General features: G+C 66.2%; 26 protein-coding genes. 9 read left to right on the plus strand and 17 right to left on the minus strand.

The features are described from left to right. Positions 1-76 precede the first annotated feature (76 nt). The 3 genes from ACFPME_RS02205 to hutI all read left to right on the plus strand — a co-directional run bounded on the left by ACFPME_RS02205 (position 77) and on the right by hutI (position 4,516). Positions 77-1,636: a GNAT family N-acetyltransferase gene (locus tag ACFPME_RS02205; RefSeq protein ID WP_377301576.1), complete on the plus strand. Its 1,560-nt coding sequence runs from the start codon at positions 77-79 to the stop codon at positions 1,634-1,636. A gap of 134 nt (positions 1,637-1,770) precedes the next feature. Beyond that, a complete protein-coding gene (locus tag ACFPME_RS02210) occupies positions 1,771-3,228 on the plus strand; it encodes a chloride channel protein (RefSeq protein ID WP_377301578.1) in 1,458 nt (485 codons plus the stop codon). 25 nt (positions 3,229-3,253) lie between these two features. Then, complete coding sequence (hutI, locus tag ACFPME_RS02215) at positions 3,254-4,516, plus strand: imidazolonepropionase (RefSeq protein ID WP_377301580.1); 1,263 nt, start codon at positions 3,254-3,256, stop codon at positions 4,514-4,516. Here hutI and lpxK read toward each other — a convergent pair. The 15 genes from lpxK to ACFPME_RS02290 all read right to left on the minus strand — a co-directional run bounded on the left by lpxK (position 4,453) and on the right by ACFPME_RS02290 (position 17,672). Next, entirely contained in the window at positions 4,453-5,454 is a 1,002-nt protein-coding gene (gene lpxK / locus ACFPME_RS02220; protein ID WP_377301582.1) for a tetraacyldisaccharide 4'-kinase, read from the minus strand. The genes hutI and lpxK overlap by 64 nt on opposite strands. 9 nt (positions 5,455-5,463) lie before the next feature. Next, positions 5,464-7,239: a lipid A export permease/ATP-binding protein MsbA gene (gene msbA / locus ACFPME_RS02225; RefSeq protein ID WP_377301584.1), complete on the minus strand. Its 1,776-nt coding sequence runs from the start codon at positions 7,237-7,239 to the stop codon at positions 5,464-5,466. Further along, the gene (locus ACFPME_RS02230) at positions 7,236-7,667 is read right to left on the minus strand and encodes an ExbD/TolR family protein (RefSeq protein WP_377301586.1); all 432 of its coding nucleotides are present in this window, start codon (positions 7,665-7,667) and stop codon (positions 7,236-7,238) included. Before ACFPME_RS02230 ends, msbA begins: the two co-directional genes overlap by 4 nt. Before the next feature lie 10 nt (positions 7,668-7,677). Then, positions 7,678-8,328, minus strand: a complete 651-nt coding sequence (locus tag ACFPME_RS02235) for a MotA/TolQ/ExbB proton channel family protein (RefSeq protein ID WP_377301588.1) — start codon at positions 8,326-8,328, stop codon at positions 7,678-7,680. 102 nt (positions 8,329-8,430) lie between these two features. Beyond that, entirely contained in the window at positions 8,431-10,740 is a 2,310-nt protein-coding gene (locus ACFPME_RS02240; RefSeq protein ID WP_377301590.1) for a DNA internalization-related competence protein ComEC/Rec2, read from the minus strand. Between the two features lie 130 nt (positions 10,741-10,870). Continuing rightward, positions 10,871-11,569, minus strand: coding sequence for a lipoprotein-releasing ABC transporter ATP-binding protein LolD (lolD, locus tag ACFPME_RS02245; protein WP_377301592.1), 699 nt, complete (start codon positions 11,567-11,569; stop codon positions 10,871-10,873). A gap of 7 nt (positions 11,570-11,576) precedes the next feature. Continuing rightward, positions 11,577-12,818 carry a lipoprotein-releasing ABC transporter permease subunit gene (locus tag ACFPME_RS02250; RefSeq protein ID WP_377301594.1) on the minus strand — a complete coding sequence of 414 codons (1,242 nt, stop codon included), beginning with the start codon at positions 12,816-12,818 and terminating at the stop codon, positions 11,577-11,579. Positions 12,819-12,914: 96 nt separating this feature from the next. Further along, positions 12,915-13,295: a hypothetical protein gene (locus ACFPME_RS02255; protein ID WP_377301596.1), complete on the minus strand. Its 381-nt coding sequence runs from the start codon at positions 13,293-13,295 to the stop codon at positions 12,915-12,917. A 28-nt stretch (positions 13,296-13,323) separates the two neighbouring features. Further along, entirely contained in the window at positions 13,324-13,572 is a 249-nt protein-coding gene (locus ACFPME_RS02260; protein WP_377301598.1) for an FAD assembly factor SdhE, read from the minus strand. Next, on the minus strand, positions 13,569-13,889 hold the full coding sequence (locus ACFPME_RS02265; protein WP_377301600.1) for a hypothetical protein: 321 nt from the start codon (positions 13,887-13,889) through the stop codon (positions 13,569-13,571). Before ACFPME_RS02265 ends, ACFPME_RS02260 begins: the two co-directional genes overlap by 4 nt. 36 nt (positions 13,890-13,925) lie before the next feature. Beyond that, positions 13,926-14,708 carry a succinate dehydrogenase iron-sulfur subunit gene (locus ACFPME_RS02270; protein ID WP_377301602.1) on the minus strand — a complete coding sequence of 261 codons (783 nt, stop codon included), beginning with the start codon at positions 14,706-14,708 and terminating at the stop codon, positions 13,926-13,928. Positions 14,709-14,803: 95 nt separating this feature from the next. Continuing rightward, a complete protein-coding gene (gene sdhA / locus ACFPME_RS02275; protein ID WP_377302817.1) occupies positions 14,804-16,591 on the minus strand; it encodes a succinate dehydrogenase flavoprotein subunit in 1,788 nt (595 codons plus the stop codon). 34 nt (positions 16,592-16,625) lie between these two features. Further along, positions 16,626-17,030, minus strand: coding sequence for a succinate dehydrogenase, hydrophobic membrane anchor protein (sdhD, locus tag ACFPME_RS02280; RefSeq protein ID WP_377301604.1), 405 nt, complete (start codon positions 17,028-17,030; stop codon positions 16,626-16,628). Further along, positions 17,027-17,422, minus strand: coding sequence for a succinate dehydrogenase, cytochrome b556 subunit (gene sdhC / locus ACFPME_RS02285; protein WP_377301606.1), 396 nt, complete (start codon positions 17,420-17,422; stop codon positions 17,027-17,029). Before sdhC ends, sdhD begins: the two co-directional genes overlap by 4 nt. A gap of 82 nt (positions 17,423-17,504) precedes the next feature. Continuing rightward, a complete protein-coding gene (locus ACFPME_RS02290; RefSeq protein ID WP_377301608.1) occupies positions 17,505-17,672 on the minus strand; it encodes a DUF1674 domain-containing protein in 168 nt (55 codons plus the stop codon). A gap of 178 nt (positions 17,673-17,850) precedes the next feature. Here ACFPME_RS02290 and ygfZ point away from each other — a divergent pair, with 178 nt between their 5' ends. Beyond that, positions 17,851-18,600 carry a CAF17-like 4Fe-4S cluster assembly/insertion protein YgfZ gene (gene ygfZ, locus ACFPME_RS02295; RefSeq protein WP_465269164.1) on the plus strand — a complete coding sequence of 250 codons (750 nt, stop codon included), beginning with the start codon at positions 17,851-17,853 and terminating at the stop codon, positions 18,598-18,600. A gap of 464 nt (positions 18,601-19,064) precedes the next feature. Beyond that, positions 19,065-19,499 carry a cell wall hydrolase gene (locus tag ACFPME_RS02300; RefSeq protein WP_377301612.1) on the plus strand — a complete coding sequence of 145 codons (435 nt, stop codon included), beginning with the start codon at positions 19,065-19,067 and terminating at the stop codon, positions 19,497-19,499. A 98-nt stretch (positions 19,500-19,597) separates the two neighbouring features. Here ACFPME_RS02300 and ACFPME_RS02305 read toward each other — a convergent pair whose 3' ends face one another. Beyond that, positions 19,598-20,107, minus strand: a complete 510-nt coding sequence (locus tag ACFPME_RS02305) for an outer membrane lipoprotein (RefSeq protein WP_377301614.1) — start codon at positions 20,105-20,107, stop codon at positions 19,598-19,600. Between the two features lie 41 nt (positions 20,108-20,148). Beyond that, on the minus strand, positions 20,149-20,736 hold the full coding sequence (locus ACFPME_RS02310; RefSeq protein ID WP_377301616.1) for a glycine zipper 2TM domain-containing protein: 588 nt from the start codon (positions 20,734-20,736) through the stop codon (positions 20,149-20,151). A gap of 159 nt (positions 20,737-20,895) precedes the next feature. Here ACFPME_RS02310 and ACFPME_RS02315 point away from each other — a divergent pair, with 159 nt between their 5' ends. From ACFPME_RS02315 to ACFPME_RS02330, 4 genes are all read left to right on the plus strand, one after another. Beyond that, positions 20,896-21,693, plus strand: coding sequence for a TatD family hydrolase (locus ACFPME_RS02315; protein WP_377301618.1), 798 nt, complete (start codon positions 20,896-20,898; stop codon positions 21,691-21,693). 84 nt (positions 21,694-21,777) lie between these two features. Next, the gene (locus tag ACFPME_RS02320; RefSeq protein WP_377301620.1) at positions 21,778-22,302 is read left to right on the plus strand and encodes a MarR family winged helix-turn-helix transcriptional regulator; all 525 of its coding nucleotides are present in this window, start codon (positions 21,778-21,780) and stop codon (positions 22,300-22,302) included. Between the two features lie 11 nt (positions 22,303-22,313). Then, the gene (locus tag ACFPME_RS02325; RefSeq protein ID WP_377301622.1) at positions 22,314-23,804 is read left to right on the plus strand and encodes an efflux transporter outer membrane subunit; all 1,491 of its coding nucleotides are present in this window, start codon (positions 22,314-22,316) and stop codon (positions 23,802-23,804) included. Then, complete coding sequence (locus tag ACFPME_RS02330) at positions 23,791-25,005, plus strand: HlyD family secretion protein (RefSeq protein ID WP_377301625.1); 1,215 nt, start codon at positions 23,791-23,793, stop codon at positions 25,003-25,005. Before ACFPME_RS02325 ends, ACFPME_RS02330 begins: the two co-directional genes overlap by 14 nt. Positions 25,006-25,009: the final 4 nt, after the last annotated feature.

Below are 25,009 nucleotides of genomic sequence, written 5' to 3' on the forward strand. Positions count from 1 at the left end.
ACGATGCCGCGCAGTGTAACCGGGCGAATGATCCACCTTCACTTTAGGCGCCTTCCACCCAAGGCATAATGGCGCGATGGCCAAGAAGACCCACGAAAATACCCCGAAGCTGCTGCTGCGACAGGCAGTCCTCGACGACGTACCCCAGCTCGCCGACCTTACTGCCCGGATCTACTCGGAGGAATGGGGCCATTCGGTGGAGATGCTGCGTTCGCAGCAGACGCATTTCCCGGAAGGCCAGTTCGTGGTCGAGTACGAAGGCGTGATCGTGGGCTACTGCGCCACGTTCCGCATCGATGAAGCCACTGCGCTGGCGCCGCATACCTGGATGCAGATCACCGGCGGCGGCATGGGCTCGCGGCACAAGCCGGACGGCAACTGGCTGTACGGCATGGAGGTGGTGGTGCATCCGGACTACCGCGGCATGCGCATCGGCCAGCGGCTGTACCAGGCGCGCAAGCGGTTGTGCATGGACCTGAAGCTGCGCGGCATCGTGTTCGGCGGGCGCATCCCCGGGCTGGCGAAGAACATGGCGCGCTACGGCAGCGCCGAGGCCTACGTGCAGGCGGTGGTGGAAGGCAAGCGACGTGACCTCACGCTGAGCTTCCAGCTGTCGAACGATTTCGAGGTGATCGGCATCCTGCGCGGCTACGTGCCGTCCGATCACGAGTCGCTGGGTTACGCCGTGCACCTGGTCTGGCGCAACCCGCAACTGCTCGACCAGCCGGACATCCCGCCGATCACCTCGGCGCGGCTGCTGCCCGATTCGGTGCGCGTGGCCTCGGTGCAATACCAGCAGCGCCGGATCACCTCGTTCGACGAGTTCGCCACCCAGGTCGAATACTTCACCGACATCGCCGCCGACTACAGCGCCGACTTCGTCACCTTCCCCGAACTGATCACGCTGCAACTGCTGTCGATCGAGAACACCGAGCTGTCGCCGGTCGAGTCGATCCGCAAGCTCAGCCAGTACACGCCGCAGGTGAAGGAGCTCTTCAGCCGGCTGGCGGTGCACTACAACATCAACATCATCGGCGGCACGCACCCCACCGAGCAGGCCAACGGCGACATCCACAACGTCTGCTACGTGTGCCTGCGCGACGGCTCGATCCACGAGCGCGAGAAGCTGCATCCCACGCCGAGCGAGCGCAACGTGTGGAACATCATCGGTGGCGACAGCGCGGCCACCGTGCTCACCGACTGCGGCCCGATCGGCGTGATGATCTGCTACGACGCGGAGTTTCCCGAAGTGGCGCGGCATCTGGTCGACCAGGGTGCGCTCATTCTGTTCGTGCCGTTCTGCACCGACGTGCGCGAGGGTTATCTGCGCGTGCGCTACTGTTCGCAGGCGCGGGCGATCGAAAACCAGTGCTACGTGGTGCTCTCCGGCAACGTCGGCAACCTGCCCGGCGTCAACAATTTCGACATCCAGTACGGCCAGAGCTGCATCCTCACCCCGAGCGACTTCGGCTTCGCCCGCGACGGCGTCGCGGCCGATTCGACCCCGAACATCGAGACCGTGCTGTTCGCCGACCTGCGCCTGGAAAGCCTGGCACGTGCGCGCAACGCCGGCGCCGTGACGAACCTGAAGGATCGCCGCTTCGATCTGTACGAAGCGCGCTGGCGGCCACGGTGATTCTTGCGGATGGGCCCGGACAACAACGGGCGCGCTCTTTCGTCGTTCGCCCCTGACGATACCTGCCGGCTCCAAGTCGACGGCCGGCCGGCCGTCGATTCCGGCTGCACCTCGGGCTCTGCGATAATCGACAGATGTCCGAGCTTCCACCGACCTCGTCGAATACCCGCCTGCAGGCTTTGCTCGGTCACGATTTTTTCGCGCCGCATCACTGGAAGCGGCGCCTCGTGTTGTGGGTCGGTGCCGTGCTGGTGGCGCTGGCGGCCATCCTGTTCGCCAAGGCGAGCGTCTGGTCCTACGGGCTGTTTTTGCGCATCCTCAGCCACGGCAGCTGGATACCGCTGATCATGACTCCGGTGGTGTTCGGCCTGCTGGCCTGGGTAACCGAAGGGCGTCTGCGCGCTACGCGGGGCAGCGGCATTCCCCAGGTGATCGGCACGCTGCACATCGAGAGCGAGAGCTTTCGCGCACGCATGCTTTCGCTGCCGATCGCAGCCGGCAAGATGGCGCTGACCCTGATCTCCCTGACCGTTGGCGCATCGATCGGCCGCGAGGGACCGACCGTGCATGTCGGCGCCGCGTTGTTCTATTCGATGGCCAGGCGTTTCGGTTTCGACGACCCCAAGGCCGCCTCGCGCTTTATTCTTGCCGGCGGTGCAGCCGGCATCGCGGCGGCGTTCAATACGCCGCTGGCCGGCGTGGTGTTCGCCATCGAGGAACTGGCCGGCACGTTCGAGCACCGCTTCAGCGGCCTGCTGCTGACCGCGGTGATCATCGGTGGCGTGGTTTCCCTGGGCATCATGGGCAACTATTCCTACTTCGGCGAAGTGCAGGCCAGCCTGCCGCTGGGGCACGCGTGGCTGGCGGTGTTGCTTACCGGGGTGATCGGCGGCCTGCTGGGCGGCCTTTTCGCGCGTTTGATCCTGCTCAGCCGGCAAGGCCCGCTCGCCCTGATCGGCGCACTGCGCGCGCGCCGACCCGTGTGGTTCGCGGCGGGTTGCGGGCTGGTCCTGGCGCTGCTGGGCATGGCCTCGCACGGCACCGTCTACGGGACCGGTTACGACCAGGCGCGCGCGATCGTGCAGGGCGCCGCCAGCATGCCCGATCAAGGTTTCGGCATCGAAAAATTGCTGGCCAACGTGGCGTCGTACTGGGCCGGGATCCCGGGCGGCATCTTTTCCCCGGCGCTCGCCGTGGGCGCCGGACTGGGCCAGAACATCGCGCACTTCCTGCCCGGCGCACCCGCCGCGGCGGTGGTGTTGCTGGGCATGAGCGCGTACCTGGCGGGCGTCACCGGCGCCCCGCTGACCTCGGCCGTGATCGCGATGGAACTGACCAACAATCAGGACATGGTGATCCCGATCATGGCCGCCTGCCTGCTCGCCCGCGCCGCGGCATCGCTGTTCTGCCCCGTCCCGGTGTACCGCGATTTCGCCGAGCGCATGGTGCAGGATTTCGAGCGGCTGCAAGCCGCCGCACCGTCTGCCGGCGGCGATCAGGATGGCGCTCCCGATGAGCCCCCGCCCGGACGCACCAGCGCATTCGACGAACCAGCCGCGGCAGCCGATACTCGCCCCACCCAACAGTCATGATCCTCACCATGGAGTCAGTGCGAACATGAGCGAACCACGCTGGGATCGGCTGCTGCTGAACGGAACGCTTGCGACCTTTGCCGGCGATGCGCCTTACGGGTTGATCGAACGCGGTGCGATGGCCCTGCATCATGGACGCATCGCCTGGATCGGGCGCATGGACGCTCTTCCAGGCGCACCCGATGCGCTGGCCAGTGCCGTCGAATCGCTCGACGGCGCGCTGGTCACGCCGGGCCTGATCGACTGCCATACCCATCTGGTGTTCGGCGGCGACCGTGCGAACGAGTTCGAGCTGCGCCTCAACGGCGCCAGCTACGAGGAGATAGCCCGCGCTGGCGGCGGCATCGCATCGAGCGTCAGCGCCACCCGCGCCGCCAGCGACGAGCAGCTGTTCGAGCAATCGTTGCCGCGCGCGCGCGCGTTGCTGGCCGACGGCGTGACCACGCTGGAGATCAAGTCCGGCTACGGGCTGGATATGGACAGCGAGCGGCGCATGTTGCGGGTGGCACGACGGCTCGGCCGCGAACTGGGCATGAGCGTACGCACCAGCTTCCTGGGCCTGCATGCGCTGCCGCCGGAGTACGGCGATCGCCGTGCCGACTATGTCACGCTGGTGTGCGACGAGATGCTGCCCGCGCTTGCCGCCGAAGGCCTGGTCGATGCAGTCGATGCGTTCTGCGAAGGCATCGGCTTCAGCCGTGAGGAAACCCGCCGGCTGTTCGGGCGCGCGAAGGAGCTCGGTCTGCCGGTGAAGCTGCATGCCGAGCAGTTGTCCGATCTGGGTGGTGCCGCCCTGGTGGCCGAATACGGTGGCCTGTCCGCCGATCATCTGGAACACCTCAGCGAATCCGGCATTCAGGCGATGGCCGTCGCCGGCACCGTTGCAGTGCTGCTGCCCGGTGCGTTCTATGCGTTGCGCGAAACGAAGCTGCCGCCCATCGAGGCACTGCGCCACCACCGCGTACCGATGGCGATCGCCACCGACTGCAATCCCGGCACCTCGCCGCTGCTGTCGCTGCGGCTGGCCGCCGGCATGGCCTGCACGCTGTTCCGGCTGACGCCGGAGGAAGCGCTGCGCGGCGTCACCGTCAACGCGGCCCGCGCGCTGGGGCTGAGCGATCGCGGCACGCTGGAAGTCGGCCAGCGGGCCGACCTGGTGGTCTGGAACGCGCGCCGGCCAGCCGAATTGTGCTACTGGATCGGCGGCGGCCTGGCCCGCAAGGTCTATGTGGCGGGCGAACTGGCCTCGCGACGCAAACCTTCCAGGCGTTCGTCCAGCGCTTCGTAGAATGTCGGCGGCAGGTCGGCCCGCACCGGTACCCGCCACCAGTGCGGTTGGGCGAAGCGGCGGCATTTGACGGCGTCCTTGTCGGTCATCAGCAGGGGCAGCCGATCGCCGAAGTCGAGCTCGTCCGCGGTGTAGGCGTGATGGTCGGCGAAGGCATGCTCGATCACCTCGATGCCTGCTGCACGCAGGCTGCCGAAGAAGCGCGACGGATGGCCGATCGCCGCGACGGCGTGGACGCGCTGGCCGGAAAAATCCACGAGCGGCTGGCGATGGTCATCGCACAGGCTCATGACCTCGCCGCCGTGCAATTGCATGGGGTATTCGCCTTCGGCAGGCGTTCCACCGTTGCAGACGCGAAAGTCCACCCGCCGCAGCCGGTCCAGCGGCTCGCGCAGCGGCCCGGCCGGCAGCAGCCGCCGGTTGCCGAAGCGACGCACGCCGTCGACCACGCAGATTTCCACGTCGCGCGCCAGCGCGTAGTGCTGCAAGCCGTCATCGGCGATCACCACGTCGCAACCCGCGTTGAGCAGGAGGCGCGCCGCCGCGGGCCGATCGCGGCCCACCGCCACCGGCGCGCCGCAGGCATGGATCAGGCAGGGTTCGTCACCGACGCGCGCCGGGTCCGGGGCAGCACCCAGCAACAGGGGTTCGCGCTGGCTGCCGCCGTAACCCCGGCTGACCACGCCGGGCCGGTAGCCGCGCGCGCGCAGCGCATCGACCACCGCGATCGTCAGTGGCGTCTTGCCGGTGCCGCCCACACTGAGGTTGCCGATCACCACCACCGGCGCCGGCAGCCGCGTGCTGCGCAGCCAGCCGATGCGGTAGAGCCCGGCGCGCAGGCGGACCACGCAGCCGTACATCGTGGCCAGCGGCCACGTCCACCAAGGGGAGCGGCCGGAGCCGTACCAGGCTGATTCGAGCGTGTCGACCAGCGCCATGGAGGCTCCTCAGTCGCCGGCGGCGAGGTCGTGGAACTGCATGCGGTGCAGCGCGGCATAGTGACCGCCCAGTGCGATCAGTTCGGCATGGGTGCCGCGCTCGACGATGCGGCCCTGATCCATCACGGCGATCTGGTTGGCACCTTCGATGGTGGACAGGCGATGTGCGATGACCAGCGTGGTGCGATCCTTCATCAGCCGCTGCAAGGCCTGCTGGATCAACCGTTCGGACTCGGTATCCAGTGCGCTGGTGGCCTCGTCCAGCACCAGGATCGGCGCGTTCTTGAGGATCGCGCGGGCGATCGCGATGCGCTGCCGCTGGCCACCGGAAAGCATGTTGCCGCTCTGGCCGATCTGGGTGTGGATGCCTTGCGGCATGCGCGCGATGAACTCCATCGCGTTGGCCGCCTCGGCGGCAGCAATGATGTCCACCTCGGCGGATCCGGCCAGTTCGCCGTAGGCGATGTTGTTGGCCACGGTATCGTCGAACAGCACCACGCTCTGCCCGACCCAGGCGATCTGCCGGCGCAGCGATCGCAGCGTGTAATCCTGGTAGTCCTCGCCATCCAGCACGATGCGACCGGAACTCGGCGCGTAGAAACGCGGCAGCAGGCTGACCAGGCTGCTCTTGCCACTGCCCGAACGGCCGACCAGCGCGGTCACCGTACCCGGCGCGCAATGCAGATCTACGCCGCGCAAAGCCTCGAACTCCCCGCGCGGATACACCATGCGGACATCCTCGAAATGGATGTCGCCGCCGGCCCGCGCGATCTCCTGCCGGCCCGTGTCCTTCTCTGCCGGGGTGTCGATGATCTCGAACAGATCGGTAGCCGCGGAAAGGCCACGCTGGATGTTCGCCTGCACGGTGGTGAGGCGTTTCAGCGAGGGCATCATCGTGCCCATGGCGGTCAGCACGGCGACGAATACGCCGGGCGAGATGCTGTCGATAACCGATGGCCGCGTGCCCAGGTAGACCAGCGCCGCCAGCGCGCAGGCGGCGACGGTCTGGATCGCGGTACTCGATGAGGCATTGGTGGCAGCGATCTTCAGATTCAGCCGCTTCGCACGCTGGGTGATCTCGTTGAAGCGTGTGGACTCGTGCGACTGGCCGCCGTAGATGCGTACCTCGCGGTGCGCCCCGACCGACTCCTCCACGGTGCCCGTGACCGAACCCATCATGCCCTGGATGCGCCGGCTGATCTGCCGGTAACGCCGGCTGACCACGGTGGCGATCAAGGCGATCGCCGGCACCATGATCAGCAACGCCATGGTCAGGTAGGGGCTGTAGTACAGCATCACGTAGAGGCTGCCGACCACGGTGACGCCTTCGGTCACCACGATCTTCACCGCATCGGTCGAGGCCGAGGCCACCTGTTCACTGGTGTAGGTAATGCGTGAGACCTGGTGACCCGAGGCTTCGGCCCCGAAGAACGCGGCCGGCAACCGCAGATAGGCAGCGAACACGTCGCGCTGCATCACCTGCACCACGTTGCGCCCGATGTAGGCGATGCCGTAGCTGCTGACGAAAGTACCCACGCCGCGCACGGCGAAGATCAGGATGATCCAGATCGGCATCCAGAAGATCAGGTAGGGATCCTTCTTCGCGAACAACTGATCGATCAGCGGCTGCAGCAGCTTGGTGAACACCACCAGCCCACCACCATCGACCGCCATGCCGACCAGCGTGACGAGTCCGATCGCCCAGTAGCGTCGGGTGTAGCCGAGCAGGCGGCGATAGATGCGCCAGCTCTCCGCATCCCATACAGCGGTTTTCTGGCTGCTCACTGACGGCTGCCTGGCTGGACCGGCGTAGTGGCGATCGACAGACGGGTGAAACCGAGCTGGCCCAGTGCATCCATCGCGGTGACCACGTCCTGGTGCGGCGTCATCGCATCGGCGCGGATCGTCACCTGACGCTCGCGGTCGGCGCCGGCGTTGCGCGCGATGGTCTGCTTGAGCGGCTCGATGCCCTCGCCCAGCACCTCATCGCTGCCCACGTAGTAGCGACCGTCGCGGTCGATCATGATGGTCAACGCGGGCGCGTTCATGTCGCGGTCCTGCGCGCTTGCCTGCGGCAGGGTCACCTGCAGGCGCGAATGCTGCACGAACGTGCTGGTCAGAACGAAGAACATCAGCAGGGTCAGCAGCACGTCGATCAACGGAATCACGTTGATCTCGAAATCGTCCCCGCGGCGGTTGTTGCTGATACGCATCGGTGCGCGCTCAGCCTGCGCCCGGCGCCGTCGGCACCGGCGTGCGCCGTGGGCGTACGGGTGCCGCCCCAGCGGGCGTCAGGGTCAGGTCGTCGAGCAGGGCGGTGGCCTGCTTTTCCATCTCCACGCAATAGCCGGCCACGCGCGAGCGGAAATAGCGATGCAGCACATACGCGGGAATCGCCACGGTCAGGCCCGATGCCGTGCAGATCAGCGCCTCGCCGATGCCACCGGCCATCTTGGCCGGATCGCCGATGCCGCCGGCCATCACTTCCATGAACATGCGGATCAGCCCGATCACGGTGCCAAACAGGCCAAGCAGCGGGCCAATCAGGGCGATCGTGCCCAGCGTGTTGAGGTAGCGCTCCATCCGGTGGATGACATGCCGGCCGGTATCCTCGATGCGCTCCTTGATCAATTCACGCGGCTGCCTGCGCACGGTGAGCGCGGCGGCCAGCAATTCACCCAGCGGCGAGCCGCTGGCCAGGTTCTCGAGGTGGCTCGGATCGAGCTGTCCGGCGCGCGCCCACTGACGTACCTCGTCGGTCAGGCCAGGCGGCAGCACCGACTTGCGGCGCAGTGTCCAGCAACGCTCCAGCACGATCGCCAGGGCGATTGCCGAACAGATCAGGATGGGCACCATCGCCCAACCACCAGCCATCAGGATTTCCAGCACGTTTGAGCCCACCGCACTACCGGACAAGAAGCCCGCATGATAGCAGTCCCGTCCGGATGTACTGCGGCACGGGTGGCAATCTCCCGCTCATTCGCGCCAGTAGCGAGGTTGCTGCAGGCGCCAGCCCAGCCCGCGCCGCGGCGGCCCATCGGCCGGAAATTCCAGCGGGATCGCGCCCAGCTCCGCGGTGTTGAATACCGGTATGTGCGCCTCCCCATAACGGGCCAGCACCTCCCGCTTCGGGTGGCCAAAACGGTTGTGCCAACCTGCCGACACCAGCGCCAGCGATGGCCGGACAGCAGCGATGAACGCCGCGCTGGACGACGTCCTGCTGCCGTGGTGCGGCACCAGCAGAACTGGCCGCGGTCCCGGCCCGAGCGCCGCCGCCACCTGCGGCTCCGCCGCCGAACTGATGTCGCCGGTCAACAGCAGGCGTCCGCCACGGCCTTCCACCAGCAGCACGCAGGAACTGTCGTTGTCCCGATCGCCGTCGTCGGGGCCGGGGTTGAGCACCCGAAAGCGCACGCCGTCCCAGGTCCATGATTGGCCGGCCACGCATTGGTGCATCGGGATGCGCATGCGCGCGGGCTCGCCCGCATAGCGCGACGCCCGCGGAAACGCGTTCGCCACCGCCGCCGCGCCGCCAGCGTGATCGTTGTCGCCGTGACTGATCATCAACATGTCCAGCCGCGCGATGCCCAGCGCATGGATCGCCGGCAATACCACCGCATCGCCCAGATCGAAACCCGACGGATATCGGGCACCGGCGTCGTACACCAGTGCGTGATCGCGCGTGCGCAACAGCACCGACAGGCCCTGCCCCACATCCAGCACCCACACCTGGAAAGCGCCGTCCGCCGGCAGCTGACGCGGCGGCCACAGCAGCGGCAGAGACAACAATACGCCCAGCCAGCGCAACGGCATCCCGCGCGGCAGAAACAGCCACACGGCACCGCACAGGGCCAGCAGCAGCGCGACCGGCCGCAGCGTCGGCAGATACCAATGCGCACCGGGCCATGTCGCCATCTGCGCCAGCAGCCACCATTGCGCATGGGCGATCCGCGCAGCCAGCCACAGCACCGGCGTCGCCAGTGGCGGGCACAGGCCCAGCAACAGCATCCCGCACAACGCGCACGGCACGATCACGAAACTGACCAGCGGCACCGCGGCAAGATTGGACAGCGCCCCCACCAGCGAGGCCTGCCCGAAGAACCACAGGCTCAGCGGCAACAGCGCCACGGTCATCACCAGCTGTCCGGCGGTCAGTTCGTGCACAAAGGCGCGCACCCCACGTCCGCGCGCCTGCAGGCAGAGCATCAGGAACGCCACGCCGACGAACGACAACCAGAAGCCCGCTGCGAGCACTGCCAAAGGGTCGACCAGCAGGATCGCGATCATGGCCAGGGCCAACGATTGCGCCCCGCTGCTGCCGCGCCGACTGCAGCGAGCGAGCGCCACCACCGCGATCATCAGCAGCGTGCGCACCGTGGGCAGGCCGAAACCGGCCAGCGCACTGTAGATGCCGGCCACGAGCAGCGCGGCGGCGGCCTGCGCCTGCGGCCGTGGCAGCCATAGTCCCAGCCGCGGGCAGCAGGCGTAAGCCAGCCACGCCAGCCACACCCCGAACACCGCCGCCACGCCGACATGGAAGCCGGAAATCGCGATCAGGTGCGATACGCCGTTCGCGCGGGCGATTTCCCAGTCGCGCGATACCAACCCGCGCGTGTCGCCAACCGAGAACGCCTGCAACAAGGCCGCATCGTGCGGGTCATGCACCCGCGCCGCGATACCCCGCGCCACCGCATCACGCACGCCGTCGACGCACCCATGAGGACCCGCCAGGCGTTCGTTGCCGGCGTCGTCGCGCACATAGCCCGTGGCGACAATCCCCCGCTCCAGCGCCGAACGCTCGCTGTCGGCACTGCCGGGGTCGAGCAAGCCGCGCGGCCGCTTCAATCGCAGCAGCAGATGCCAGCGCGTGCAGGGCTGCAGAACGGGCGCGCCTTCGTACCAGGACACTGCGATGTCACCGCGCAGGGCAACCGATTCGCCATCCAGCGTGGCCCGCTCCACCCGCAGGGTGAAGCGGCTGGCGTCCGTGCGCGCCAGCGGCAGATCGATCAGCGTGCCGACGACGGCGAGGTCGCGCCCCTCCAGCGCTCGCGGCAGCCGCGCGCCCATCGCCACCCCGCCATGCCATGCCGCCCAGACCATGCCGAACAGAAAACAGGCGAGCCAGCGCCAGCGCGGACAGCGCCAGGCAAGCAACGCGGCGATCGGCAGCACCAGGCACGCGCACCACGGCGGCGGCAAGGTGGCCAGCCATTGCACCGACAGCACGCCGGCCAACAACGCCAACGCCGCCGTGACTGCCGCAGGCATTGTGGTTCGTGCCATCCCTCGCGCCTCGTTCCGTCCTGGACGGATCGAGCCTAGCGCGGCGAGGGCGACGGCGTGGATGAAAGATGCGTAGGCTTGCGCCCGCACGACACGCCGAGGAGCGCTGGGATCCTCGGCAGGGTCTCCCTCAGGGCTTCGGGCTTTCCTGCAGGACGCCGTTGTGCAGCACCAGGGTGCGGTCCATCTTCGCCGCCAGGTGCGGATCATGGGTGACCAGCACGAAGCTGGTGCCGATCTCGCGGTTGAGTTCGAGCATCAATGCGTAGACCTGCGCGGCATTGCCCTCGTCGAGGTTGCCGGTGGGCTCGTCGCCGAGCACGCAAGCCGGCTTGGTCACCAGCGCGCGTGCCACCGCACAGCGCTGGCGCTCGCCACCGGACAGCTCGGACGGCTTGTGGTGCGTGCGGCCGCCCAGGCCGACCCGTTCCAGCAGGGCCGCCGCCTGGCGTTCCGCCTCGGCGATCGCGGTGCCGCGGATCAGCAGCGGCATGCACACGTTCTCCAGCGCGGTGAACTCGGGCAGCAGGTGGTGGAACTGGTAGATGAAACCGAGCGAGCGGTTGCGCACGCGGCCGCGTTCGGCATCGGACAGCTTCGACAGCACGCGGCCATCCACTTCCACCTCGCCGGCAGTGAGCGTGTCGAGCCCGCCGATGATGTGCAGCAAGGTGCTCTTGCCCGAGCCTGAGGCGCCGACGATCGCCATCGTCTCGCCGCGCTTCAGGGTGAAGCTGACGTCGCTCAGCACGTCGGTGCGCAGGCCGCCTTCGTCGTAGGTCTTGGCGACGTGGCTGGCGCGCAGCACGTTTTCAGTCGTGGAATTCATGGCGGCCTTATTCATAGCGCAGTGCCTGCGCCGGCTGCGTGCGCGAGGCGCGCCACGCGGGATAGAGGGTGGCCAGCAGCGAGAACGCGAAGGTCAGCAGCGCGGTCCAGCCCACGTCGTGCCAGTCCAGTCGGCTCGGCACCTCGCTGATGTAATAGACGTCCGGCGACAGGAAGGTGACGTGGAAGGTGTGCTCGATCCACTTGATGATGCCCGGCAGCTTCCACGACAACAGCGAGCCGAAGCCCACGCCGAAGCCGATACCCACGAAGCCCACCAGCACGCCCTGCACCATGAACATGCCCATGATGCTGCGCGGCGTGGCGCCGAGCGTGCGCAGGATCGCGATGTCGGCCTGCTTGTCGGTGACCAGCATCATCAGCATCGAGATCAGGTTGATCACCGCGACCAGGATGATCAGCGACAGGATGATGAACATCACCATCTTTTCCATCGACAGCGCGGCGAACAGGTTCGCGTTGGTGTCCATCCAGGTCTGCACCCGGTAGACCTGGCCGAGCTGGTCGGCCAGCTCGCGCGCGACCGGGCGGGCGTTGAACAGGTCGTCGAGCTTCAGGCGGATGCCGCTGGGGCCGCTGAGGTCATTGAGCTTCTCGGCGTCGCTCATGTTGACCAGGGCCAGGCCCGAGTCGAACTGCTCCATGCCCAGTTCGAACATGCCCACCACATGAAAGCTGCGCATCTTCGGAAAGCTGCCCATCGGCGTGGCGCGCAGCTGTTGCACCGCCATCGTCACACGGTCGCCGACGCCGACGCCCAGGCTCATCGCCAGCTCGCGTCCCAGCACGATGTTCCAGCTGCCAGGCGTCAGTTCTGCGAGCTTGCCTTCGATCATGTGCTTGTCGATGTCGACGACCTTCGGCTCCTGCGCCGGCTCGATGCCGCGTACCAGCGCACCGCTGGAACGGCGCGCCAGCAGCATGGCCTCGGATTCCACGTACGGCGCGGCGCCCAGCACGTGCGGATTCGCCGCGGCGATCTGCAGCGCACGCGGCCAGTCCTGCACGCTCTGGTCGACGCCGGAAACGGTGGCATGCGAGATCGCGCCGAGAATGCGCGAGCGCATCTGGTAGTCGAAGCCGTTCATTACCGACATCACGGTGATCAGGGCGATCACGCTGATCGCGATGCACACGATCGACACGGTGGAGATGAAGGAGATGAACTGGTTGCGCCGCTTGGCGCGGGTGTAGCGCAGGCCGATGAAGAGTTCGAGCGGTCGGAACATGGGCGGGTCGCTTGTGGGGATCGCAGGGCGGGCCGCCCGGTCATCCATTATCAGGTATTCGATAAGACCGCGCTGTGCCGGTGAAGTTGCGGCGGGTCACGCGCGTGGCGGGGCCTCTCCAGGATGCATCGCGGCCAGCCGCATGCGCAGGCGGCGGCGGATGTCGGCATCGCTGTTGTCCGGCGCCAGCAGTAGAGCCCGGGTGCCGCGCTCCGTTGTCTGCAAGCGCAGCCAGACAAAGGCGCCGAGTACACGGAACGAAACGAGCGTGGCGGGCACGTCCTCATGATCGGCCAGATGCAAGGTCCAGGCGTTGTCCACGCTCCATCCGGCAGCGCCAATGGGGTTGGCGGCCAACTGTCGAATCGCGCGCCATGTCGTCATCAGCACGACCAGCAGCAGCGGCGGCTTCAGCCAGAGTTCCAGCCCGCTCAGCATGGCGGCCAACGCGGCCAGCGCGGCGACGACGATCAACAACCGCGGCAACAGCCGCGACGGTCGATACTCAAAGCCGATGGCGGGTGCGGATGTCATCGATGATCGCCTGCCAGTCCGCTCGCCCGGGACGGGCATGGCCCATCACCCAGTCCCACAGATCCGGATCCTGCGCGTCGAGCAGCTCGTCGAACGCCTGCTGCTGCGCTTCGTCCGCGTCGGCAAAACATTCGTCCAGCCAGCCGCCGAACAGGGCGTCCAACTCGCGGGTGCCGCGGCGTGCGCGCCAGCGCAGGCGCTTGAGACGAGCCTCGTTCAAAGCTCGCGCGACCGTTCGCGCAGTGCCTGCTGTTCACGCGCCATATCGGCGTGGATCTGCGGCAGCGTCTTGTTCCAACCGCGCAACAGGCCGGCATATATCTTCGGTAGCCGGCCGAACATCACGACCGCCAACATGCGCGGCAAATAGCAGACACCGCTGAGGACCAGGAACCAGGCCATCCATCGCGCGATAGCGAGGTCGTCGTGCCGGTGCGGCCACTGCTGCGCCATCCCGCCGATCACCATGGCCGACAGGAGCAGGAAAACCAGCCGGATCTTCCAGGATGCGCACGGCAGGGAAAGCAGGTTGAACATCGCGAGCATCCTTACCAACGAGGGAATTGCCGCAGCCTACGCCGAACGCCGCTCCACCATCAGCTTCTTGATCTCGGCAATCGCCTTCGCCGGATTCAAACCCTTCGGGCAGGTGCGCGTGCAGTTCATGATGGTATGGCAGCGGTACAGCTTGAAGGGATCTTCCAGGTCGTCCAGACGCTCGCCGGTCACTTCGTCGCGGGAGTCGACGATCCAGCGGTAGGCCTGCAGCAGGATCGCCGGGCCGAGGTACTTGTCGCCGTTCCACCAATAACTCGGGCAGCTGGTGGAGCAACAGGCGCACAGGATGCACTCATACAGGCCATCGAGCTTCTTGCGCTCTTCCGGCGACTGCAGCCGCTCGCGGGCCGGTGCCGGGCTCTGCGTGCGGATCCACGGCTTGATCGACGCGAACTGCGCGTAGAAATGGGTAAGGTCGGGCACAAGATCCTTCACCACCGGCATGTGCGGCAGCGGATAGATCTTCACGTCGCCCGAGCCGCATTCGCCGATGGCCTTGGTGCAGGCCAGCGTGTTGGTGCCATCGATGTTCATCGCGCACGAACCGCAGATGCCTTCCCGGCAGGAGCGGCGCAAGGTGAGCGTGGGATCGATTTCGTTCTTGATCTTCAGCAAAGCATCGAGAACCATCGGGCCGCACGCAGCCAGATCCACCTCGTACGTGTCGATGCGCGGGTTCTGGCCGTCGTCCGGCGACCAGCGATAGATGCGGAAGGTGCGCGGCTTCTTCGCATCCTTGGCGGCGTAGTGCCTGCCCGGCTGGATCTTGGAATTCTTCGGTAGCGAAAACTCTGCCATGTGCTGAACCCTTCAACTTTCTGCAGGAGGGCTTGCGCCCCGACCTTACAACCAATGATGCAAATGCCTGCGGCGGACGCGGCCGCTGCGCTGAATCAGTACACGCGTTTCGCCGGCGGCACGGCCTTGACCTCATCGGTCATCGGATTCATGTGCACGGGACGGGAATCGAAGCGAGCCTTGCCGGCCTCGTCGACCCATACCAGCGTGTGCTTCATCCAGTTGACGTCGTCGCGATCGGGGTAGTCCTCGCGCGCGTGGCCGCCGCGGCTTTCCGGTCGCTGCTCGGCCGCATACATGGTGGCGACGGCTTGATCCAGCAGATTGGCCAGCTCCAGCGTTTCGATCAGGTCGGAGTTCCACACCAGCGAACGATCGCTGACACGCACATCCTTGAACGATTCGCGCACGGCCGAGATTTTTTCGCAGCCTTCCTTCAGCGTCTTGCCGGTACGGAACACGGCGGCATCGCTCTGCATGGTGCGCTGCATTTCCAGGCGGATCTGCGCGGTCGGCTTGCTGCCATTGGCATTGCGCAGGCTATCGAAGCGCGCCAGGGCCTTGTCCAGCACGTTGGCCGGCAGGTCCTTGTGCGCGGTTTCCGGCTTGATCAGCTCGGCGCAGCGATGCGCCACGGCCCGGCCGAACACCACCAGATCGAGCAGCGAATTGGAGCCCAGGCGATTCGCACCGTGCACGGAGACGCAAGCCGCCTCGCCGATCGCGAACAGGCCCGGCACCACCGCATCGACATCATCGCCACGCTTCTGCACCACTTCGCCGTGATAGTTGGTGGGTATGCCGCCCATGTTGTAGTGCACGGTCGGAATGACCGGGATCGGCTCCTTGGTCACGTCCACGCCCGCAAAGATGCGCGCCGATTCGGCAATGCCCGGCAGGCGCTCGTTGATCACGTCGGGGCCGAGGTGCATCAGGTTGATGTAGATGTGATCCTTGTGCTCGCCGACGCCGCGACCCTCGCGGATCTCCAGCGTCATCGCGCGGCTGACCACATCGCGCGAGGCCAGATCCTTCGCGCTGGGCGCGTAGCGCTCCATGAAGCGCTCGCCCTCGGAGTTGGTGAGGTAGCCGCCTTCGCCGCGCACGCCTTCGGTGATCAGGCAGCCGGCACCGTAGATGCCGGTGGGATGGAACTGCACGAATTCCATGTCCTGCAGCGCCAGACCTGCGCGCAGCACCATGCCGCCACCGTCGCCGGTGCAGGTATGTGCCGAGGTAGCGCTGAAGTACGCGCGGCCGTAGCCGCCAGTCGCCATCACCACCGCATGGCCGCGGAAGAAATGCAGGGTGCCCTCGTTCATGTCGAGCGCGAGCACGCCGCGGCAGACGCCGTCCGCGTCGAAGATCAGGTCGATCGCGAAATATTCGATGAAGAACGTGGCGTCATGTGCCAGCGCCTGCTGGTACAGCGTGTGCAGGATCGCGTGACCCGTACGGTCGGCCGCGGCGCAGGTACGCTGCGCGGTGCCCTTGCCGTAATGCGTGGTCATGCCGCCGAACGGGCGCTGGTAGATCTTGCCTTCGTCGGTGCGCGAGAACGGCACGCCGTAGTGCTCCAGCTCGATGATCGAAGGGATCGCCTCGCGGCACATGTACTCGATGGCATCCTGGTCGCCGAGCCAGTCGGACCCCTTGACGGTGTCATAGAAGTGGAAACGCCAGTCGTCCTCGCCCATGTTGCCGAGCGCGGCAGAAATACCGCCTTGCGCGGCCACCGTGTGCGAGCGGGTGGGAAAGACCTTGGTGATGCAGGCGGCCTTGAGACCTTTCTCGGCCAGGCCGAAGGTGGCGCGAAGCCCGGCACCGCCGGCGCCGACCACGATCACGTCATACAGGTGCTGCCGAACCTTGTGGGATTCCAGCTTGGAGCTTTCCATGAAATCTCTTCCTCGCGTCTTATGGGTTCAGCGCAATGCGCAGCACGGCCAGCACGCTTGCCAGCGCGCCCAGTACCGCGAGGAACTTGATCGTCACCATCAGCGCGACCTCCTTCCAGCGGACATGCACGTAATCCTCGATCACCACCTGCATGCCCAGTACCGCATGCCAGAACAGGGTGAGCACGAAGGCGACCAGCAGCAATGCGTTCAACGGCCTGGCTACCGCGGCGCGCGCGGTCGGGTAGTCGGCATGCAGCAAGCACAACACGGTGGCGACAAACCATACGCCCAACAGCACCAGCGCGACGGCGGTCACACGCTGGCTCCACCAGTGACCCACGCCGGACTGCGATGAACCAAGGCCACGGGCAACCTTGAGCGGGTTGCGCCGATCTTTGACGACGCTGCCTTTTGCGTTCATGCCACACCTCCCGCCATCAGCACCCAGGCCCACACCAGCACGGTGAGCACGATGCTGACCGCCAGCGACAGCCAGCTGGAACGCACGAACTGCGCAATGCCGTAACCGAGACCCGCATCCTGTACCAGATGGCGAATGCCATTGCACAGGTGGTAGAACAAGGCCCAGCTCCAGCCCACCAGCAACACCATGCCGACCGGGCTGCCGATGAGGCTCTTGTAGTGGTTGAAGCTCTCCTCGCCCGCCGCCAGCTGCAGCAGCCCGCACACCACCAGCACGCTGCCGACGGCAAGGGCGATGCCGGTAGCGCGATGCAGGATGGAACTCACCATCTGCACTTGCCATCTATAGATCTGGAGATGCGGAGAGAGCGGTCGGTGCATGTCTGCCATGGCGGCTGTCCTGAGTGAAATCGCTGATCTCATTGCCGCATCTGCCCTGTACGCCATCGGCGACGAGCGCCGTTGCAGGTGTTCAGAAGTCGATGCAGCGTCCGTTCTTCTCCCAGTCGCCATAGCGGGTGGGGTCAGGCGCCGATCGTTCCGCCGGCATCTTGTCCCGGACCCGACTCGCCGGCACGACAACGTGCTCCGGAGGAACGGACGCAGGCGCGGATTCGACGGAGGAGTAGGTATCGGACATGGTTTTGTTGGCTCGCGAAGGTTAATACTTGCGGCAAAACAGCACAACCTTGACGATGCCTGGCGATATGCGGGATGAACCGCCCGCCACTTGCGCCGCGGCGCTGGCGCCCCAACTCTACTCCGATATGCCGACATCCTGCTCCGCTGAAACCCTGTTGATCGAAGGCGCCGATGCGATGGCATTCGCACACGCGCAATTCAGCAGCAAGGTCAGCTCGCTCGCCATCGGCCGGTGGCAATTCAGTGCATGGCTCGATCCAAAAGGTCGGGTGCGCGCATTGTTTCATCTGCTGAGGCTCGCCGACGATCGCTTCCTGCTGCTGCTGCGCGGTGGCGATGCGGCGACGATGGTGGATGCCTTGCGACGCTTCGTGTTCCGCTCGAAGCTTGCACTGACCGCGCTGCCGCCACGGGCGCTGGCGACCGGCCCGGCACTGCCGATGCATCTCGTCAACGACGATGCAGCACTTTCGCTGGGTTGCGGCACGCACAGTCTGCGAATCGTCGACTCGGCAGCGGGTGACACCGACTGGCAGCCGCTGCAGCTACGCGCGGGCTGGCCATGGCTGCCGACACAGTCATTGAACGAGGTGCTGCCGGCTGCACTGTCGTTGCAGCGGTTGCAGGCGGTCGCCATCGACAAGGGCTGCTATCCGGGCCAGGAGATTGTTGCCCGGCTGCACTTTCGCAACGGACACAAACGGCATCTGCACAGCGTCACATTGTCGCAACCGGCACATGCCGGCGAGGTGCTGCGCGATGATGACCGCGATGTGGGTTGCATACTGAATGCCTTCAACGCAAATGATCGCATCGAGGCTCTGGTGGTATTGAGCGACGATGTCGCCGCGCGAGCGGATGACGAACGATCGCTGTCGCTCAACGACAATCTCGTGATGCATCTGGATTCGTCTTGGCCGGCGTGAGCAATGCCGCGCAGGGATCATCACGCGACGACGACATCTGCTTATTGTGAGCACAGGCTAAACTCCATCCTCCCGGCACTTGCCAGCGGCAGATTCCGCCACTAGGCTCCGCCGATCGAACATCGCGGCATCCGGAACACGGGGTGCCGAAGTACGCGACGAACCGGAAGAATCCGAATCGGCGCGACCCGGCGAAAGCCGGATGGCACATCGCCTCGCATCCACGAGTGCGCAGCAGCAGTTGCAGGCAACACGGCCGACACCGGCACGCGCAACGCCAGGCAACACCCATTCCGATCGGCATCAGATCGCCGCTCGTACCGCCACAATCCCGTGGCAAGGCGCCCGACCACAAGTTTCGGTCACGGCGATAGATCCAGGTGGAACGGCCTGCCCGCCCGTCCACCGCAACGGCGCACAAAGCTTGCATCGCTTTGCGCGTACAGCACGTTGGAGGCAGAACCATGAAACTTTCCATGCTGTTGTGGCTGACATCGTTGATGCCACAACCCGTCGCAGACCAGGCGTGCCTGGCGACCACCGTCTACCTGGAGGCACGCAGCGAACCTACCAACGGCCAACTCGCCGTGGCGGAGGTGGCACTGCGCCGGCGCGATCGCGGACGCTGGGGCAGCACCGTATGCAAGGTCGTTACCGCTCCGCACCAGTTCGCGACCACCACCACCCCGGGTTCGTTCGACGTCAACAACCTCGAAGCTTTCAACAAGGCCTGGCAGGTGGCCGGTCGCTCAATCCACAACTGGCAGCTGCCAGTGGCGCAACGACACATGCTGGTGCCGCGCGCCGATCACTTTGCCACGACAGCGATCTCGCCGGCGTGGTCGCGCAATCGCCCCAGCGTAACCATCGGTGAGCATGCGTTCTACGCGGTGAATTGATCCGTACGTGATTCGCAACTAAAAAAAAGGCCCTCAAACGAGGGCCTTTTTTATAACTGGACGTCCAATCGAATGGACGTCCATACGTCTATCTTAAATCAGCGCGCGTACACATGGTCGCCGCGAACCTCGACGTAATCGCCATTGCGAAGGTTGGGGTTCTCGCGTTGCGTGACGGTGGCGTACTGGCCATCATCCAGCCGCACGACGATGCGCCACGCCGTACCGTTGCCACCGCTGCGCTTTCCGACCTGGTTGCCCACGACGCCGCCGGCAACCGCGCCGACCACGGTAGCGGCCTTGCGGCCGTCGCCCTTGCCGACCTGGTTGCCAAGTACGCCGCCCGCCACCGCACCAATGATCGCGCCCAGCGTGCCGCCGTTGCCGTTGCCACCGTCCGTGTAAACCTGTTGCACTTCCTGCACCACGCCGCAAGTCTGGCAACGTGCGGTCTGGTTTCCGTAGCCGTTCTGGCCCTGATAGCCCCGATTGTAATTGCCGTTGTTGTAGCCGCTGTTGTTGCCATAAGGCGCGGTGGCGCAACCGGCCAGAGCCAGTCCGGCCGTCATCGCTGCAGCGAGCGCAAACTTTCCGGTCAGTGCGTTCATGAGGTAACTCCTTTCAATGGGGCAAGTTCGATTGAGCGAGTTCAGCGAGCGTCCGATACAGCCGTCACACCTTCCTGCACCTGCACGCGGTCACCCGGATCGTGATCCATACGCACCGTGCGGGTCACTCCGTTGTAGGTATAGCGCACGTCGTAGCCCACGACCTTGGTGGAGGGGTTGTTCACCGTGCTGCACTTGCGCTCTACCGACGAAGTCACCTGACCGTGCTGACGACTGGCCTCGATGCGATTGCCCGCATAACCGCCGCCAACTGCGCCGGCCACCGTAGCCAGGGTCTTGCCCTTGCCGCCGCCGACCTGATTGCCGAGCAGGCCGCCGACTACAGCGCCAATGGCGGTGCCGGCGATGCGGTGCTGATCTCGCGGCGGCGCGGTCTGGGTCACCGTTTCGTCGTGGCACACCTGGCGCGGATTGTTCGAGGTCGAGCGCACCGGATCCACGCTGACGACCTTGGCGTACTTGACCCCGGCGTCCCCGCCGCTGCCTGCATCGAGCGCCGCGCTGCCGCCGGAAGTGCCCGCGTCCGCATTGCGGTTGCAAGCAGCCAGCCCCGTCGCCAATGTCGCAGCGATAGCGATATTGAGTACATTGCCCATCAATCTGTTCATCACGACCCTCTCCTCTGTTTGTATGCTGCTGTTGCCGCTTGACGCTTAGAAAGACGCGCGCAAGGATTTTGCGTCGTCATTGAACCGGTATGCACATGAATCGGAGTTAGCTCCCGATCACTACATTATCTTCACCTCCCCGTCGCGGACTCTCTGCCAGTGCACGAAAATCGCAGCACGCCCGATCTGATCGATAGCCACGCCCATCTTGACGATCAGGCATTCGCTGCCGATCGCGAGGAAGTGATCGACCGCGCCTGGCGCGCAGGCGTCGGCGACATGATCGTGCCCGGCGTGGACGCCCGGAGCTGGCCCGGCATCAAGGCGCTGTGCGCGAGGCACAGCCGGCTGCATCCGGCCTTTGGATTGCACCCGATGTTCCTTCACAAGCATGTGCCTGCGGATGTGGATGCGCTGTCTTCGTGGCTGGACGAAGAGAACGTCGTTGCCGTCGGCGAGATCGGCCTGGATTTCCAGGTGGAGGGTCTCGACCGCGATTCACAGCGCCAGTTCTTCCTGCGCCAGCTGCAGCTGGCGCGCCAGCGTGATCTGCCGGTGATCGTGCACGCGCGCGGCGCACTGGAGGAAGTAAGCCTGACCTTGCGCCGCACCGGCGGATTGCGCGGCGTGGTGCACAGTTTTTCGGGAAGCTGGCAGCAGGCGCAGCACCTGTGGGACATCGGCTTCCATCTGGGCATTGGTGGGCCGGTGACCTACCCCCGGGCGCAACGCCTGCGTCGCATCGTGGCCCAGATGCCGATCGATTTCCTGTTGCTGGAGAGCGACGCCCCCGATCAGCCCGACGCCGCCCACCGGGGTGAGCGCAACGAGCCGGGAAGGATAGTCGATGTATTGCAATGCGTCGCGGCGCTGCGCAGCGAATCGGTAGCGCATGTGGCCGCTGCCACAAGCGCCAACGCGCGACGCCTGTTTGCGCTGGACCGCCGCAACAGCTGAGCGGCTTCATCGTTGTCACCACTTGCGTGCTTGGGCTCGCGCTTGCTATCGTTTTATTTCATTGATGAAATATGACCTGGTGAAATGGTGCGCCTGACCGATTGCATCGAGCTCATGGACCAGGGCATCGGCCGGGTGAGCCATATCATCCCGCAGATGCCCGCCACCGAAGCGCGGCTGACTCGGCTGATGCTGATGGTCGGCGGCGCCCTCGAGGAGGAGCTCGAGTTCAAGCTGAAGCCGCACAAGCTCAACCACAGCGAGTTTCTCACGCTGATGATCCTGTATAGCCGCCCGGACGGCAGCTCGACGCCCGGGGAATTGTGCGAGTACGCCAGCCAGGGCGCCACCAACATGACCCGCATCGGCAATGCGCTGGTCAAGCGTGGACTGATCACCCGTGGTGGCAGTGAGGAGGATCGTCGGCGCGTGCTGATCCGGATCACGCCGGCCGGCCGGCGTTTCGTGCAGAAAATGCTGCCACCGATGTTTCCCCGCGTCGCAACCATGTTCGCGGGCTTCAGCGACGGCGACAAACGCAGCCTCAGCCGTTTGCTGCGCAAGCTGGCTCGTAACCTCGACGAACTGAGCGACGCCAACCCTCCATGAAGGAAGCCCCGATGAAGCATGCTCCGCTTCGTGGCCGCACGGCGCTGACCGTGGCGATCACGCTGATGCTGGCCGCCTGCGCGTCCGCCCCGGCGAAGCTCGGTTCGCCGACGCTGCGCGACGATGTTCCGCTGGCCGGTCTGCAGGCCCCGACACGCGCGGGCTGGCCGGCGGTGCAGTGGTGGCGCCAGTACGGCGACCGTCAGCTGGACGATCTGATGGACCGCGCCATGCAGCAGTCGCCGGATCTTGCGCTGGCACGCAGCCGCGTGCAGAACGCCGATCAGTCCGCACGACTCGCCGCCGCGCAGCTCGGCCTGTCGATCAATGGCAGCGCGCAAGTCTCACGCACACGGATGAGCGAGCACGGCCTGATTCCCAGCAAATTCCTGGGCTTCACCTGGTACAACCAGGCCGACCTGGGCGTGCAGTTGCAGTACGACTTCGACTGGTGGGGCAAGAAGCGCGCGACGGTGGAAGCAGCACTGGATCAGGCCCACGCCGCCGAAGCCCAGCGCAGTGCCGCCGCGCTGGCGATCCAGTACGCCGTGGCTGACACCTACTTCGGCTGGCAGGCCGATCAGGCGCGTCTGCAATTGACTGACCAGCTGCTTGCCACGCAGCAGCAACTGGCGCATATCGCCGAGTTGCGCGTGCAGCAGGGCATCGATTTGCCGGACGAGGCCCAGAAGGCCCGCGCGCAACTGGCCGGCGTACGCGAGATGCGTGCAGCACTGGATGGGTCGGCAAAGATCCGTCGTGTCGCGCTCGCATCGTTGCTCGGCGTGACGCCGGCGCAGTTGCCGGAGCTCAAGGCACAACCGCTGCCGGCGGTCGAGCGCGGAGTACCCCCACATGCCGGCCTGGACCTGGTCGCGCGGCGACCCGACATCGCAGCCAGTCGTTGGCAGGTCGAAGCCGCGCTGAAGCAGACCGATGCGGCGCGTGCGGAGTTCTTCCCCGACGTCAGCATCAGCGCACTGGCGGGTTTGTCCAGCATCGACATGGGCAAGCTGCTCACTCCCGGCAGCCGCACGTTTGCCCTGACTCCGGCTCTGCATCTGCCGATTTTCAACGGCGGCGCCCTGCAGGCCGGCTACGGCATAAGCAAGGCCCAGCTCGATGCGGCGGTGGCGCAATACAACAGCACCGTGCTGACCGCTGCGCGCGAGGTGGCGACCCAGGCGCTGGGCGCCGAACAGGTTGCCGCCCGGCAGCACGAACAGCGCGCCCAGCTCGAAGCCGACCGCCAATTGCTGGCGAATGCGCAGGCGCGTGCGCGCCAGGGTGTACGCGACGCCCGCGAGAGCCTCGGCGCCAAAGCCGAATGGCTGCAGCAGCGCGACGCCGCGGCACAGTTGCAGGCGCAGGCGTTGAGCACCGAACTCGCCCTTATCAAGGCCCTCGGCGGCGGTTATCGCACCGGCGTGCCCGCCACCGAAACCGCACGAACCCCTTCCCCTTCTGTCAGCGCCGGAGCCGTCGACCATGAGCCCCATTGAATCCGACAAGTCGCAAACCGCCGGCGATGCCGACGACAGCGGCATGGCCGCGAAAGATCCGGCCAAGCGCCGCCGCGTGCTGCTGATCGTGGCTGGCGCGTTCGTCCTTGCCGGCCTGGCCTGGTTCCTGCTGTGGCTGTTCGTGTTTTCCGCCCGCGAGAAGACCGACAACGCCTATGTCGGCGGCAACCAGGTGGCGATCTCGGCGCAGGTGCCGGGCACGGTGGTGGCGATCCTCGCCGACGACACCCAGCACGTCGACGCCGGCCAGGTGCTGGTGAAGCTGGACAGCACCGATGCGCAGACACGCCTGCAGCAGGCACGCAGCGCGCTGGCCCAGGCCGTGCGCGGAGTGCGCCAGCAGACCAGTTCCGCCACCGGTGCCGATGCCCAGGTGGTGGCTGCGAAGCTCGACCTGAAGAAGGCCGAGGCCGATCTGAAGCGCCGGTTGCCGCTCATCGCCGCACAGGCTGAATCACCCGAAATCGTGCAGCACCTGCGCGATGGCGTGGAGCAGGCGCGTTCGGCCGTGGTCGCGGCCGAGGCGCAGGCGTCTGCCGCGCATGCCGCCATCGAAGGCACCGATGTGGCACGGAACCCGGCGGTGCTGCAGGCGCGCGCCAACTTCCGCGCCGCCTGGGTCGCCGCGCAGCGCAACGCGATCTACGCGCCGGTGTCCGGCTACGTGGCCGAACGCAGCGTGCAGTTGGGCAACAGCGTGCAGCCGGGCCAGCAGCTGATGACGGTGGTGCCGCTGCACGACCTGTGGATCGACGCGAATTTCAAGGAAAGCCAGCTGCGCCACATCCGCATCGGCCAGCCGGCGACCGTGGTCTCCGACCTGTACGGCGGCGACGCGGAGTACCACGGCAAGGTGATCGGCCTGGGTGCCGGCACGGGCAGCGTGTTCTCGCTGCTGCCGGCGCAGAACGCCACCGGCAACTGGATCAAGGTGGTGCAACGGGTGCCGGTGCGCATCGCGCTGGACAACAAAGAGCTGGACAAGCATCCGCTGCGCATCGGCCTGTCCACCGACGTCACCGTCGACATCCGCCATGACCAGGGCAGCGTGCTGCCTGGCAGGTCGCCGCCACAGCCGGTGGCACAGACCGACGTCTACGACCAGATGGCCAGCAAGGCCGATGCGGAAGCCGACCAGGTCATCCGCGCCAATCTGCCCCACGCCACCGTCGCGAACTGAATCC

Source organism: Rhodanobacter umsongensis (genome assembly GCF_042654965.1).
Taxonomy (GTDB): Bacteria; Pseudomonadota; Gammaproteobacteria; order Xanthomonadales; family Rhodanobacteraceae; genus Rhodanobacter; species Rhodanobacter umsongensis.